Here is a 13,147-nt window from a genome sequence, read left to right on the forward strand (position 1 = left end):
CGTTCACCCTGAAGGTGCATCCGTTCTCTGCGATTTCGTGATCTAGGCAATCCGATCATCGCAGGTCGGAGGCACCTTCCTTGCATCTACCGATCTTCAAAGCGCTTCAGCGGTGAATACCCGAGGTTAAGAGGAGGCCGAATGGACCTCGCTAGGCACCCCCTGACGTACTTCGAGCAGCGCCTCGTCGATGTCGCCGACGACTGGGGCTTCACCCTCACCCACCTCGTGAAGTACTACTGCGAACTAAGTCATCCTGACAGCCACATCACGTGCTACCTCGACCGGCAGCGCACCCCTCGCAACACGATCGCCGTCATGATTCACCCCGAGACCGAGGTAACCCCGCTGCATGCCGTACACGGCCTCACGGTCCAGTCCGACCTACGGCATGGCTCGAACATGCGCCGATTCCCCAAGAGACTGCACACCGGCACGGAGCCGATCACCTACGCTCGCCTGATCCGATGCGCCGACCTGAGCGCCTTCGGCCGCCTGCTGAACGCACTCAAGACAGCCAGCACCCCACGCTCGCGCAACTTTCAACCGGAAGGCGCAAACCCGTGAGAACGCGTCTCTGCCCCTCGGCGATCAGCTCCTGACCATATATCTTGCCGCCGCTCAGTCCCTGGACCACATCACGCGAAAAGCTGCAACGGTCCGCCGCCTTTATTCGATGCGGCGCAGGTCCATGCTGTCGGATCCGTCCCACCGATTGTTCGCGGCTGCCCGGCGGGATCGCTCTGCCAGTTCGCCGGTCAGGCCGGTGCGCTCGATGCACCATTCGACCCACTGCGGCAGCAGATCGAGTACGGCCTCGGCGTACTTTTCGATGTACCCGTCCGCGACGAGGACTACGGCGTGCTCGATCCGATGCGGGGAGCAGGCATAGTAGCCGGGCCCGGACAGGCGCGACCAACTGTCGGCGAGCGTGGCGATGTCTTCCCGTTCGGGGCTGCGGTCATCTCGATCGCGTAGCCAGGCGGCGAAGTCGTCGATGATCGGGTTCAGGTCGTGCTGAGGTTTGGGTTCGGGAGCGACGGTGAACGAGTCGCAGAGCGCGCGGGCGCGCTGGCGCATGCGGAAATGCTCGGCGATGAGCTGCTGCGACTCGATGCCGAGCAGCATGGCATCCAGGAAGTCAGAACGGCACAGCGGATCCAGCAGGTCGCGGGCGGTGGCTTGGTCGCACGGCACCGGCTCGGCGGAGGCGGGTGCCGCGTGGGACCCCACGACGGCTCGCCACTCGGCGAGCGCTTCCCGGGGTGAGGCGAAGACGCCGGCGTGCACGACCCGGTCTCCGGTGCAGCGGTCGATGTCCCAGCAGTACCAGTGCGGGTTCTGCTCACCCCAGGCAAAGGGGGCCAGTAGCGCGCACCGCGAGCCGTACGCGTCGGTCAGCAGCAGTGGCTCCCCGGCCGGAGCGGCCCGGAGAATCTCGCTGGGCCACCCGGGAGCGATGCCGGCTTCGGTCAAGGCCGTCGTGGTGTCCTTGATGGCCTCGCGGACGGCGAGATCGGGGTCGCGGCGCAGCATCTCCCCGCTGGGCGGCGGGGTCATCGCGGCGAGCCCGTGCAGCAGTCGCCACAGGTCGTCCATCTGCCCGCCGGTGCGCGTTGCGATCTGGATCTCGTCGCGGACGAGGTCAGCCAACGAGGCCAGGTACTGGTTCCAGTGGAAACCCATGGTCTCGGTCTGGGTGCGCGTCCACATTTCCTCGCCGACCAGGTCGACCACGGCGTTCTCCAGCCGCAGCGGCGAGTGGGCGGGCAGGTCAGGCATGCCACCGATGATCGATTCCTGGGAGTCCGGCCACCACTGATCCCCAGCAGTCCCCAGCAGCGACTCCAACAGCCCGGAACGAGGGTCGGGTGCGGACTGACGGGCGGCGAGCTGCTCCGCGCGCCGGGCAGGATTGCCACTGACTCCCCGCGTGGGGCTCGCCTTCGCTCTCCGCTTCTTCGCCACGGCACCCGATCCTACGGGTGTCCATGGGCCAGGAAGGGCTTGTTCACGCGGCGCGGGCGGCTAAGGCCGAACGCCGCGCCATACTCTGAACGCTATGCAAGAGGAGTTGCGAGCGTTCACCGAGTGGGTGGGCGAAGGCCGGAAGCTGACCCAGACGGGGAATCTGACGCTGTCGGACGCGCGGACGCTGGTGGCGCTGCTGAAGACCGGCGACGAGATCGACCCAAAGATCGGCGACCGGGTGTTCCGGACGAAGAGCAGCACCGAACTGCCCGGCTTGAACCTGATCGTGGAATGGGCCGTAGCGACCGGGCTGGTCAGGGTGGTCAAGGGACGGCTGCTGCCAGTGAAGAAGGCGGCGCCACTGCTGAACGACCCGAAGCGGTTGTGGGAAGCGTCGTTCACGGCGTTGGGGAAGATGAGCCAGGCGCTCTTCCCCAAGAATTACTGGTACTCGTCCCTGGTCGGCGAGGAGTTCGCGCTCATCTGGCCGGCGCTGCAGCGTAGGTTGTACGGCGGACCGGTGCCCCTCGCGGATCTGCGGGAGCTGGCCTGGCAGATCGCATCGCCCTACTACGAGATGCGCGACCCGCAAGCGCAACGGCGAATGGCCGACCAGGACATCGATCGGCTGCTGACCGTCCTGGCCCGGCTGGGCGTGGTGGAGCTCACGGAAGAGACGGCGACCCTGACCCCGGCCGCGGTGACCACCGTACGGCGCAGCCTGGGCGAAGCCGCACCGGGAGAGCCGATCTACCAGATCCGGGTGACGCTCCAGGAGAGCGCGGACCCGGTGATCTGGCGGCGCCTGCTCGTCTCCCCCGGGATCACGCTCGCCAGGCTGCACCACATCCTGGTCACGGCGATGGGCTGGCAGGACAGTCATCTCCACCTGTTCAGGGTCGGCGGTTTCCTGTACGGCCAACCGTCCCGCGAGTGGGATCTGGACGTTGTGGACGAGGAGAAGACCTCCCTGGCGGAGGTGCTCGCACAGGTCAGGGCAGCCATCGAGTACGAATACGACCTGGGTGACAGTTGGCGGCACGACATCGTGCTGGAGGAGATCCTCACCGCGGAGGAAGGAGTCCGTTACCCGGTGCTGTCGGGCGGGGAGGGCGCCTGCCCGCCAGAGGACGTCGGCGGCATCGGAGGCTACGCATACTTCCGTCTGGTGCTGGCCGATCCCGAGCACGACGAACATGATGAATATGTCCGCTGGGCCGGTCTGGACAGCGCGCAGGAATTCGACCCGGCCAAGTTCGCCGTTGAAGCCGCTCGCCGAGCGCTGGCCTCGGCCGGATGATCAGATGCGCATCTCAGATGCAGCCCGCGGGCCTCCCCGCCACAGCACTCGCCCCGCACGCCAACGGCCCCTGGTTTGCCCGGTTGGGACTTATCGCGGCAACACCGACCGCCGCACCACGGAGCCTCCCCGTCCTTCGGACACTTGACCTGGGGCATCCCTGGTCGGAGGCGAGCCCTAGCTGAAGCGTCTGTCGTCGCACACCGTTAGGGGCGGAGGTGGCGCAGATGGCAAAGACTCCGGTGCAGGTCAGCAGACGATGCGGCTGTGTGGATACGGCAACGGGACGTCAGCGAGGGGTGACGTGTCCGCGTCTACCGATAGATGACGATCACGGCAGCTGGTACTTCGCGGTGCAGGCACGTGGCCTGGACGGGCAGCGGCAGCGCATCCGCCAGGGCGGTTACGCCAACCCCGAGGAAGCGCAGACGGCAGGTCGTGCCTTAGCCACCGCCGACCGCGACGGCGCAGGAGCCGGATGCACCGTCGGTGAATGGCTGGCACGCTGGCTGACCAGCAAGGACGCCCTGCGTCCGTCGACCCGGCAGGGCTACGCCACGCACATCCGCCTCTACCTCATCCCGCAGCTGGGACGGATCCCGCTCCACCAGCTCACCTCGCGCGACGTCAACGGCCTCCTCGCGACGCTGGCGTCCCATCCCTCACCGACCGGCCGCCATCTTTCGCCCGCGACCGTGGTGCGGATCCACGCCACCTTGCGCACCGCGCTGAACGCGGCGGTGCGCGCCCGGCTGATCCCCATCAACCCGGCCCACGGCGCCGAACTCCCCCATCCCCGCCGACCGCATCCGGTCGTCTGGACCGCCGGGCGGACCGCCCGGCGGCAGCAGACCGGAAAGCGTCCGGCGGTAGCGGTCTGGACCGAACGACAGCTCGCGGCGTTCCTGGCCAGCATCGCGCAGGATCGTTTGTATGCCGCGTGGTGGCTGGCCGCGCTGCGCGGTCTGCGCCGGGGCGAGCTGGCCGGGCTGCGCTGGACGGATGCCGACCTGCAGGCCGCCGAGCTGACGGTGCGCAGCAGCGTGTGCACGCCGACGGTCAGGTCGTGGTCGGGCCGCCGAAGAGCGCCGCCGGATGCCGGCTGGTGGCCGTCTCTGGGCAACCGCCGGTCCGGCTGTACGACCTGCGGCACGGCGCCGCCACGCTGGCGCCGGCCGCGCGCACCGATCTGAAGGTGGTGCAGGCGATGCTGGGGCATGCCAGCATCGTGCTGACCGCCGACACCTACGTCTCGGTGCTGCCGGAGGTGGCCCACCAAGCCGCCCGGGAGACCGCCCGGCTGGTGCTGCGAGCAGCGTCCAAGCTCAGACAAGAGCTCAGCGCCTGACTCAGCTTTGCCCCATACTTGCCCCATGCTGCGCCAGTGAGCGGGCGCGGCTGGAGTTTCCGCTGGTGGAGAAGCGCGCCCTGCAGGATTCGAACTGCGACCGTCGGATTAGAAGTTGGTGCCACCATTGCGCACTTTGCGTGTCCGGCAGGGCCGGGTTCTGACGGCGCGTGGCGGGGCGTACGAGCACGCGCCGAGCACGACCGCCGTCCTGTTGGGTCATTGCATCATGCCTCCCTGGAATGGATCCCGCGCCCCAGCCATGCCAACACCATCGATAGGGGTGGATCGCCGTGCTCGGCACGTGCTCTAACCCGTACACCACTCCCGTGGACGCTAACCGGCGGTAAAGCCGACCAGCCCGCGTAGCGGGGCAAGAACAGTCGATGCGCCGCCAGGCGAACCGGCGTCCACCCGGCTCAGAGCGGCCGGTTCTGCTGCTCGATGTACTGGCGCACCTCTACGTTGTCGTCGGACATGCCCAGGGCCCAACACCGGCCGCGCCGCCGCCATTCCTGGCGGGGCGCGTCAGGGAGTCAGGAAGCCGGTGATGGAGCGCCGAAGGTTGTCGCCCGCGCCCGCCTCCACCTTCCTCACCCGGTGGAACGTGCCGGCCACCATCACCACGAGCCGGTTCGGCCGGGGCGCGATGGACGTGGCCGGCACGGGAGCGTTCATCAGGTCCTTGGGGACGTCGAACTCGGCACACGGCACCTCGCCGACCGGGCAGTCGAACAGCTCCAGCTCGCCGCCCCACGTCGCCCGCCACTCGCCCGACAGGTAGAGCGTGTACGCCGCCCCCCGGCCGCTCCCGTCGTCGTGCCAGTCCAGCCCGGACCCCCGGCCGTACCGCCAAAACTTGAACCGGTCGTTGTCCGCCGCCGTCACGCCGAGCGCGTCGAGGCCCCTCCTGACGGCCGACATCACCTCTCCGGCGTGCTCCTCGCCGGCTTTCGCGGAGGCGTACGACGCGTCGGCGTAGAACGCCACTCCGTCGAACATCGGATCGACCGAGCTGAAGGTGGGCCGGTGCTGCACGGCCCGCTCCTCCTCCCGCCAGGCGGCCAGGGCGTCCGGGGACAGGGCGTTGTCGACCACCACGAACCGCCGCCCCTGTACGAGGGTCACGGCCTCGGCGGTCCGTCCGTCATGAGCTGCCACGCTCGCGCCTCCTGATCTCCTTGGACATGGCCTTCCGCCTCGCCTTCTCGGCCGCCCTCGCGACCGGATCCCGGGGAGGTCGACGAGGGCACCCCCTGCCACGCCGAGTCACCGGCGCCGTCCTCAAGAGCGCGGTCCCGCAGCCCCGAACGCGGGACCGCCCAGACGAGCACCGCCGCCGCCGTGGCGACGATGACGGCCGCCAGCCCGGCCAGGTACGCCGTCCGGCCCACCAGGTTCGCGAGCGGCAGCGCGATCACGAAGCCCAGCGGCACCATCGCCGTGGTCATGGTCGTCTCGAACGATCCGACCCGCGACAACATCGGCTTGGGGACCGTGAGCTGCACGAGGGTGTCGAAGACGACCCCGGCGACCCCCGCCGCCAGAGCCGCCAGGAACAGGGCGCCCGCGACCACGACCAGATGCCGGCCGTACGCGAGAGCCAGGAGCTGCACCGGCATCGAGACGACCAGCAGGGCGACGGTGAGCACCCCGCGCCACTCGACGCGCACGTGCCCGCTCACCAGCGCTCCCAACAGCCCGCCCGCGGCCAGGAACGTCACGATGACGCCCCACTGCTCGATGCTCCCGAACCTGTCCTGCACGGTGATCGGTCCGAGCACGCTCACCGAGGCCAGCCCGACCTGCACCGGAACCCAGACGAGGATCGCGCCCAGGACCAACGGCAGGCGGGGCATGACGCGCACCGCGTCGAGGAACCGCACGCGCTCCCCCGCGCCGCCGTCATCGTCCTCGGCGGGCCCGCGCTCCGGCGGCCGGGCCCGGATCAGCCGCCTCAGCCAGGCGAGCGAGACGAGGGAGACGACGAAGGTGGCGGCGTCGAAGAAGAGCGCCAGCGGCACGCCTCCCACCACCACCAGCAGCGACGCGAGCGCGGGCCCGGCCATCCGTCCGGTGTCCCCGGCGACGTCGAGCCAGGAGTTGGCCTTCTGCAGCTGGGCGGGGCGGACCAGCTCGGGGAGCAGCCCGACGGCGCCCGGCGTGAAGAAGGCCGTCGCCGCGCCATAGACGGCCGCGGACACGACGAGGTGCCAGAGCTCCGGGTTCCCGAGGGCGAAGGTGATCGCCGGGAACACCTGGGCGGCCAGGCGGACGGCGTCCGCGCCGAACATGACCGGCAACCGCCCGACCCGGTCCGGCAGGCTGCCTCCGTACGCGATGAAGACGAACCTCGCCAGCCACAGGGCCAGCAGCACCATCGGGATGCCCCGCCCGTCGGGCGCGACGGCCAGGGCGGCGAACGCGAAGGTGACCGAGACGACCCCGTCCCCCAGCTGTGAGACCGCCTGCCCCGCCAGGTAGACCCTGTAGAGCGGCGACGACAGGGGCGAGCCGGGTACGGCGGGAGCGTCGGTCATGCGTCTTCTCCGGCGAAATTGTTCACCGGCGAGCCCCGCCCCACCACCTGCCCCGCCTCCGCGAGCTGGACGGTCTCCACGAGATCGGCCAGATGGGCGGCCGTCAGGTGGCGGCCGGACGGGGAGGGGCACGCCTCCACCAGGTCGCTCGCGACCAAGCGGCCCGCTGCGGCGACGCTCCGTACCAGGGCCGTCAGAGTCGCGGGGTCGAGACCGCCGCCGGCGGGGTAGACGACATCGGGAGCGTACGCCGGGTCCAGCACGTCGATGTCCACTGTGAGGTGCACGGGCGCGCCGGCGCAGAACCGCGCGATCGTGTCCGCCGCCTCCGGCGCGCGGGCCTCGTCGGCCGTCAGATAGGAGACGCGCCCGTTCGTGGCCTGGTCCAGGTTCGTGTCGACGCCGCGCACGCCGATGGTGAGCCATTCGACGTGGGGATGCTCGGAGAGCACCCAGCTGACGAAGTTCCCGCAGTCCGCGGTGACCGCGTTCCCGGCCGGGCGGCGGTCGGCGTGCGCGTCGAAGTGGACGACGCGCAGCGCCGGATGCCTGCCCGCGACCGCGCTGATCACCGGGTAGCCGATCGAGTGGTCCCCGCCGATCACCAGAGGCCGGTGGCCCTGCGCCAGGACGGTGCCGACGAGGGCCCGCAGCCGCTCGTGGGCCGCCGCCCCCGTGTCGGTCTGCGGATGGACCGCGAGGTCACCGTGATCCACGAGGCCGGGCAGTCCCTCGGCCGGCCGGGCCCGCAGCGTCCACGACCAGGTGCCCGGCTGGGCCAGAAGCCGGAACCTGCCCGCGAGGGCCTGGCGGATCACGGGGACGGCGTCCTTGGGCCGGGGGCCGGGAGGGCCTCCCAGGTCCACCGGCGCTCCGATCAGTCCCCATACGGCCGCGGCGGCCCTGGTGCCCGCGGGCAGGGACAGCGGGGTCCCGGCCGTCCGCGCGAGCCCGCCGGTCGCCGCCGCCGAGGCGTCCGGCGGCACGATCAGGCGGATCCTGCGCAGGGCCTTTTCCGCCTCCTCAGTGAGCCGCACCGCTGGCGCGCCGTCACGGCGTTCCCCCAGCTCCCACAGCTCTCGCAGGGGCGGGGTCAGGGTGAGCCGCGTGCCCTCGGCCTCGTTGACGAGGTCGCCGCCCTGGATCCGGAACGCCGGGTTGAGGACCCACGGGGCCCCGGACTGGTCCACGCTCGTCATGGCGAGGCTCACCGGGCCTGCTCGACCAGGAGGAGCCCGGCGCGGACCAGCGAGTCAAGCGCCTGGTCGATCTCCGCGTCGGTCAGGGCGATGGCCGCCGTGTCATCGCGCAGCGTGGTTCGCCCCGCCGACCACTCGTTCATCCAGGGTGCGAGACGGCCGTCGATCCTGAGCCGCACGCCGAGGCTCTCGATCGCCATCAGGCCGTCCCCGGCCTCGACCAGCGGCGGGAACCGGGACGCCCACCTGAGCCGGGTACCGGTGTACGGGACGCTCTCCACCGACCACGGCAGCGACAGGCCCTCGCGCCTTTCGAGCGACTGCGCGGAACGCACCTCCCGCGCCCGGTGCACGTCCGAGGCCAGGGCGGTCATGAGGGAGTCGAGCTCGCCGCCGTCATCGGGCGTCCCCTCGGTCCTGGGCCGGTTGGACCAGGCGTCCAGCGCGGTCCGCGCGAGGTCCTCGGGGGTGGACGCGTGCAGGCCGAAGGTCCAGTGCAGGCTCGGCCCGATGCCGGTGGCCTCGTGGTCCCATCCCCGGGGGATGTGCCACACGTCGCCGGCGTGCATGTCCGCCTCCTCGATCAGCCGCGCGCCGGGCCCGGAGCCCTCCCAGATCCGCCAGCGCTTGCTGCCCTCCGCCTGGAAGATCACCGTGGCGTGGCCGTCCGCGTGGCGGCCGAACGCTGACTGCGTCGTCCAGCAGGCGTAGCAGTTCACCCAGGCCGGGTCGTCGGCGAAGTACTCGAACTCCTCCCGCAGGCGAGCAGGGCCCACGTGGATGCGGTCGGCCCTGTTGGCGACGAGGGTCGCGCCGGAGCGGAGGTACTCGACCATGGCGCCGTAACGCCAGTTGCGGTGCACGATGTCGCCGCCGTCGATCCGCGTGCTGATGTAGGTGCCGGGATAGGCCATGGGTTCGGACGACAAGCGGATCATCAGCGGTTCGATCGTGGTCGTCCTCATGATGTGGTCGATGACGCCCCATCCGAGCGACGCGCGCCACGATCCCTGCGGGACCCGGCCGGCCAGAAGCTCGTTCCCGAACGACTTGCGCCAGACGGACTCCCCGCCGAGCGCGTCGACGATGTTCTCCCACGACAGTGTCATGACTGTGTCCCAACGCTCCGAAGGACGCCCACGCGGACCAGGGCCCGCACAGCGGCTCGCAGCTCTGGCGTGGTGGCCGCGTCGCGCAGCTCGTCGGCGCCGACGAGGGCGCCGGGCTTCAGCAGGCGGGCCAGCTCACCGAGATCGACGGAGAGCTCTCTTCCCAGGGCGAAGACGCTGTGGTCGGCGATCACGACCGGCAGGCGGGTAACTGTATAGGGTGGACCTTGATCGCTGGTTCTGCCGGGGAACCGGGGCGGCGAGCCGTACCCGCACGACCGGCGGAGCATCGCCTGCCGCCGCACGGCCCGCTCGACGCCGTCGTCGCCGAGGGCGTCCTTGAAGGCGTCGATCGCGCCGGCGACCGGATCCCCGCCGGCCTGTTCCGGGTGCTGGGCGTTCCGGCGGCGCATCTGGTGGAACAGCGCGTCCGTGGCGGTCTGCCCGGGATCTTCCGGATACACCGTGAGCCCCAGGAACAGCGACGGGCCGTCATTGCGGAAGAGGTGGTACATCCCCGCGGGGATCAGCAGGAAGTCACCGGGCGCGAGGCGGACGCTGTCCGCCGACGGCAGAAGAGGCTCCGCGTCCAGCGTGTGCGGGCGCCCCTGGCCGAGTGCTGGCAGGCTCATCCCTGGCCAGGTCCACGCTGTCTTCGCCGCCGGGCCGAGGTGGAAGATGAAGGAGGGCTCCGGGTCGGTGTGCACGCCGAACGGGGTGGTGCCGGAACTGGCCACGAAGCAGTACCAGTCCACCCCTCTCGTCAGCGGAACGCCCGCCGATTCGAGCGGGAGGACGAAGCCGGTGTAGAGAAGCTCAGCGAGCTCGGCATCCCAGGAGTCCAGGCCGTTGATCGCCAGGCAGATGTCGTCCTTTCCGGTGCGGGCGGAAAGCCAGGAATGTACCGCGGACCGCCCGGAAAACGCCCCCGATACCAGTTTTTCCGAGGCGTCATAGTCGAGGCAGGTGTCACGGAACGCTCTCATGGCGGGCAGATCCGTGTCGTCGCCGTCCACTCTGGTGGTGGCGGCCCGGAGAGCGCCGAGAACGAGCTCCGCGAGAACGTCCGGTTCGCGGATCAGGCCGGGAATGTGCACGCGTTCGGCGAAATGCGGCCCGTCCCGCTCGCAGAGTTTCCGCCAGGTACCTTCGTCCAGCAAATCTCAAACCTCCGGAATCGTGCGGTGAATGGTCCCGTCAAGCCGCCTGACCAGCCCGGTGGACGCGGGAACCCGTCCTGTGCTCAGAGAAGTCCCGCGCCCACCGGCCTGCGGATCAGTGACCGACGTCCCGCTGCGGCCGCATCCAGAGCTGCCGGTCCTGCAGAGCGGCGACCGACTCCTCCGACACGATGATGTCCGCGATGTCGACGAGAACGGGGCCCCGCCCTTCGTGCCGGTCGAATTCGTTGTGCGACGTCATTTCCATGTGACTTCCCTTCTTGTTGTCGCGGGCCCGCGACGTGCACGGACCCGGTAACAGGAATCAGCGGCTCCGAACCGCGGGAGAACCCGTGCCGCAGCGTCACGGGCATTCCGGCTTTTCTTGTGCCGCTGAGAGGTGTTATTGCTGAGTCTTCACCCGTGGAAGGGCGTTCGCCCAGGTCACCGACCGGGCATTCTCCGGACATTCACCGGGCGAATCCGTGACCCTTGCCGCCCGGCGTCTTCGATTCACGCCGCCACCGGCTGCTGACGGCTCAGGTGTCGCCCTGTGCGGTGCCAAAACTGTCCATGGCATCTGGCCTGGCCTTCTATCCTCGGCACTCGTGTTTCTACGCCTGCTGTATCTGCTGATGGTCCGGTTGTTCTGCTGGTTGGCGCTTCTCGCGCGGGGCGACACCTCCAAGGACGTGGAGATCTTGGTGCTGCGTCATGAGGTCGCCGTCCTGCGTCGTCAGGTTTCCCGGCCGCAACCGGACTGGGCCGACCGGGCGCTGCTGGCCGCACTGGCGCGGCTGCTGCCCACGCAGCTACGTCTCCATCGAATCGTGACGCCGGGCACCTTGCTGGCCTGGCACCGCCGGCTGGCCAGCCAACGCTGGATGTACCCGAACGCGGCCGGGCGTCCGCCGATCCCGGACGAGTTGCGTGAGCTGGTGATCCGGCTGACCAGGGAGAATCCCCGATGGGGGCACCGGCGGATCCAGGGGGAACTGCTCGGCCTCGGCCATCGGATCGGGGAGGGCACCATCCGCCGCATCCTCACCGCGGCCGGCCTCGGCCCAGCGCCACGCCGAACATCACCGACCTGGCGACAGTTCCTCACCTCGCAAGCCTCCGGCATCCTGGCCTGCGACTCCCTGCACGTCGACACCGTCTTCCTCAAACGCCTGTACGTCCTGTTCGTCATGGAGATCGAGACACGCCGCGTGCACCTGCTGGGCGTCACCTCCAACCCAACGGGCGCATGGACCACCCAGCAAGCCCGGAACCTGCTGATGGACCTGGGCGAACGCGCCGACGCCTACAGGTTTCTCATCCGAGACCGTGACGGCAAGTTCCCCCGCTCGTTCGATGAGGTGTTCACCGCCAATGGCGTGCGGATCGTCCAGACGCCCGTCCAGTCACCACGGGCGAACGCGTTCGCCGAACGGTTCGTGGGAACGCTACGCCGTGAGTGCCTCGATCACCTGCTCATCCATGGTGAGCGGCACCTGCGCAAGGTCCTGACCGAGTACGAACACCACTTCAACCATCATCGCCCGCATCAGGGCCGTTCGCTTCGCACGCCGTTGCACGGTCCCAGCAAGGTGATCGACATGACTTCCCGGATCCACCGTCGAAGGACCGTCGCAGGTCTGATCAACGAGTACCACAGAGCAGCCTGATCACCCGGCAAACGCCCAGCTCAGCAGCAGTATCCGCGTTTTGGCACCGCACACGCAGACGCCCTGGCGCTGGTGCTACGTCGACGGGCGAGCGGTGTGAACGGCGTCCTCCCGGCCCGTGGTTATCGACCCCGGTGATAACCGGACGGATCATTGCCTGTTTCCCCACTTCAGGCCAGGGAGGAGACTGGGGCTCCAAGCCGCCTGACCGCGGCCGACGCCCGCCCGGACCTGGTGATGGCCGCTGGTGAGACCGATCAATGGATCTCCCGGGCGATGACCACGACCAGCGCGGTGAAGGGACGTCACGATGAGTCTGAGAAGAAAGATCAAAAACAAGGCACAGGTGGTCAAAGGCTGGGCCAGGCAGCGCCTCGGCCTGGCCACCGGTAACAAGCGCCTGCAGGCCGGGGGCAAGACCAGTCAGGCCATGGGCCATCTGAAGCAGGGCGGCGAGAAGGCGAAGGATGCCCTCAAACGCTGAGCCATGCCTTCGCTGTCCGCCCGGGCGGGCGGACAGCGAAAGCCCCGCGAGCCGAGGCGACCAGATGCTGGCGCACTCCACCACACCCGTGTGCCGCTTCTCGTCTGCGACACCCCCCGCACAGTTGATGCAGTTGGAGGCCCGAACCGGATGCGTATCGCATCGATATTACTGATCGTGTGGCTGATCGCCGGGGCCATCGCGGCAGGCCAGCGCGGCTACTACACAGGAAAGGTCGACAACTGCAACCAGGTGGCCACCATCGGCGTGACGATTTTGGCCGGCCCGCTGAACTACCTCGGCATGAACCCGAAGATCGCCTGCCAGACACCCCAGCCGAGCAAATAGAGCCAGACTCGTCCGCAG

The 13,147-nt window shown here is 69.3% G+C and carries 14 protein-coding genes; 7 read left to right on the forward strand and 7 right to left on the reverse strand.

The window, feature by feature from the left end; translation table 11 throughout:
- Positions 1 to 141 precede the first annotated feature (141 nt).
- Positions 142 to 567: a hypothetical protein gene (locus ACBJ59_RS62080; RefSeq protein ID WP_375119274.1), complete on the forward strand. Its 426-nt coding sequence runs from the start codon at positions 142 to 144 to the stop codon at positions 565 to 567.
- A 102-nt stretch (positions 568 to 669) separates the two neighbouring features.
- Here the strand turns inward: ACBJ59_RS62080 and ACBJ59_RS62085 are convergent, their stop codons facing one another.
- The gene (locus tag ACBJ59_RS62085) at positions 670 to 1,968 is read right to left on the reverse strand and encodes a hypothetical protein (protein WP_375119275.1); all 1,299 of its coding nucleotides are present in this window, start codon (positions 1,966 to 1,968) and stop codon (positions 670 to 672) included.
- Positions 1,969 to 2,062: 94 nt separating this feature from the next.
- Between ACBJ59_RS62085 and ACBJ59_RS62090 the strand changes: the two genes are divergently transcribed.
- The 3 genes from ACBJ59_RS62090 (at position 2,063) to ACBJ59_RS62100 (ending at position 4,619) form a co-directional block, all read left to right on the forward strand.
- Positions 2,063 to 3,271 carry a plasmid pRiA4b ORF-3 family protein gene (locus tag ACBJ59_RS62090; RefSeq protein WP_375119276.1) on the forward strand — a complete coding sequence of 403 codons (1,209 nt, stop codon included), beginning with the start codon at positions 2,063 to 2,065 and terminating at the stop codon, positions 3,269 to 3,271.
- Positions 3,272 to 3,624: 353 nt separating this feature from the next.
- On the forward strand, positions 3,625 to 4,464 hold the full coding sequence (locus ACBJ59_RS62095) for a tyrosine-type recombinase/integrase (RefSeq protein WP_375119277.1): 840 nt from the start codon (positions 3,625 to 3,627) through the stop codon (positions 4,462 to 4,464).
- A gap of 14 nt (positions 4,465 to 4,478) precedes the next feature.
- Positions 4,479 to 4,619, forward strand: coding sequence for a hypothetical protein (locus tag ACBJ59_RS62100; protein ID WP_375119278.1), 141 nt, complete (start codon positions 4,479 to 4,481; stop codon positions 4,617 to 4,619).
- Positions 4,620 to 5,147: 528 nt separating this feature from the next.
- Here ACBJ59_RS62100 and ACBJ59_RS62105 read toward each other — a convergent pair.
- From ACBJ59_RS62105 to ACBJ59_RS62130, 6 genes are all read right to left on the reverse strand, one after another.
- On the reverse strand, positions 5,148 to 5,780 hold the full coding sequence (locus tag ACBJ59_RS62105; protein WP_347701902.1) for a 2OG-Fe(II) oxygenase: 633 nt from the start codon (positions 5,778 to 5,780) through the stop codon (positions 5,148 to 5,150).
- Positions 5,744 to 7,159, reverse strand: a complete 1,416-nt coding sequence (locus tag ACBJ59_RS62110) for an MFS transporter (protein WP_375119279.1) — start codon at positions 7,157 to 7,159, stop codon at positions 5,744 to 5,746. Before ACBJ59_RS62110 ends, ACBJ59_RS62105 begins: the two co-directional genes overlap by 37 nt.
- Positions 7,156 to 8,370 (reverse strand): arginase family protein, encoded by a 1,215-nt coding sequence (locus ACBJ59_RS62115; protein ID WP_111180077.1) that lies wholly within the window; start codon positions 8,368 to 8,370, stop codon positions 7,156 to 7,158. The genes ACBJ59_RS62110 and ACBJ59_RS62115 overlap by 4 nt, the downstream gene beginning before the upstream one ends.
- The gene (locus tag ACBJ59_RS62120; protein WP_347701904.1) at positions 8,367 to 9,467 is read right to left on the reverse strand and encodes a JmjC domain-containing protein; all 1,101 of its coding nucleotides are present in this window, start codon (positions 9,465 to 9,467) and stop codon (positions 8,367 to 8,369) included. Before ACBJ59_RS62120 ends, ACBJ59_RS62115 begins: the two co-directional genes overlap by 4 nt.
- Positions 9,464 to 10,483: a hypothetical protein gene (locus ACBJ59_RS62125; protein WP_375119280.1), complete on the reverse strand. Its 1,020-nt coding sequence runs from the start codon at positions 10,481 to 10,483 to the stop codon at positions 9,464 to 9,466. Before ACBJ59_RS62125 ends, ACBJ59_RS62120 begins: the two co-directional genes overlap by 4 nt.
- Before the next feature lie 259 nt (positions 10,484 to 10,742).
- Positions 10,743 to 10,895, reverse strand: coding sequence for a hypothetical protein (locus ACBJ59_RS62130; protein ID WP_176993608.1), 153 nt, complete (start codon positions 10,893 to 10,895; stop codon positions 10,743 to 10,745).
- Between the two features lie 217 nt (positions 10,896 to 11,112).
- On the opposite strand from ACBJ59_RS62130, the gene ACBJ59_RS62135 reads away from it, so the two are divergent.
- The 3 genes from ACBJ59_RS62135 to ACBJ59_RS62145 all read left to right on the forward strand — a co-directional run bounded on the left by ACBJ59_RS62135 (position 11,113) and on the right by ACBJ59_RS62145 (position 13,129).
- Positions 11,113 to 12,297 carry an integrase core domain-containing protein gene (locus tag ACBJ59_RS62135; protein WP_375119281.1) on the forward strand — a complete coding sequence of 395 codons (1,185 nt, stop codon included), beginning with the start codon at positions 11,113 to 11,115 and terminating at the stop codon, positions 12,295 to 12,297.
- Positions 12,298 to 12,607: 310 nt separating this feature from the next.
- On the forward strand, positions 12,608 to 12,781 hold the full coding sequence (locus ACBJ59_RS62140; RefSeq protein ID WP_375119282.1) for a CsbD family protein: 174 nt from the start codon (positions 12,608 to 12,610) through the stop codon (positions 12,779 to 12,781).
- Between the two features lie 150 nt (positions 12,782 to 12,931).
- On the forward strand, positions 12,932 to 13,129 hold the full coding sequence (locus ACBJ59_RS62145) for a hypothetical protein (RefSeq protein WP_375119283.1): 198 nt from the start codon (positions 12,932 to 12,934) through the stop codon (positions 13,127 to 13,129).
- Positions 13,130 to 13,147: the final 18 nt, after the last annotated feature.

The sequence above is a fragment of the Nonomuraea sp. MTCD27 genome, from assembly GCF_041950495.1.
Taxonomy (GTDB): Bacteria; Actinomycetota; Actinomycetes; order Streptosporangiales; family Streptosporangiaceae; genus Nonomuraea.

Bases quoted from the DNA above. Each gene is read 5' to 3' on its own strand.
- ACBJ59_RS62080 (WP_375119274.1), top strand. From the start codon at position 142: ATGGACCTCGCTAGGCACCCCCTGACGTACTTCGAGCAGCGCCTCGTC.
- ACBJ59_RS62090 (WP_375119276.1), top strand. From the start codon at position 2,063: ATGCAAGAGGAGTTGCGAGCGTTCACCGAGTGGGTGGGCGAAGGCCGG.
- ACBJ59_RS62100 (WP_375119278.1), top strand. From the start codon at position 4,479: ATGCTGGGGCATGCCAGCATCGTGCTGACCGCCGACACCTACGTCTCG.
- ACBJ59_RS62110 (WP_375119279.1), bottom strand. From the start codon at position 7,159: ATGACCGACGCTCCCGCCGTACCCGGCTCGCCCCTGTCGTCGCCGCTC.
- ACBJ59_RS62120 (WP_347701904.1), bottom strand. From the start codon at position 9,467: ATGACACTGTCGTGGGAGAACATCGTCGACGCGCTCGGCGGGGAGTCC.
- ACBJ59_RS62130 (WP_176993608.1), bottom strand. From the start codon at position 10,895: ATGGAAATGACGTCGCACAACGAATTCGACCGGCACGAAGGGCGGGGC.
- ACBJ59_RS62140 (WP_375119282.1), top strand. From the start codon at position 12,608: ATGAGTCTGAGAAGAAAGATCAAAAACAAGGCACAGGTGGTCAAAGGC.
- ACBJ59_RS62145 (WP_375119283.1), top strand. From the start codon at position 12,932: ATGCGTATCGCATCGATATTACTGATCGTGTGGCTGATCGCCGGGGCC.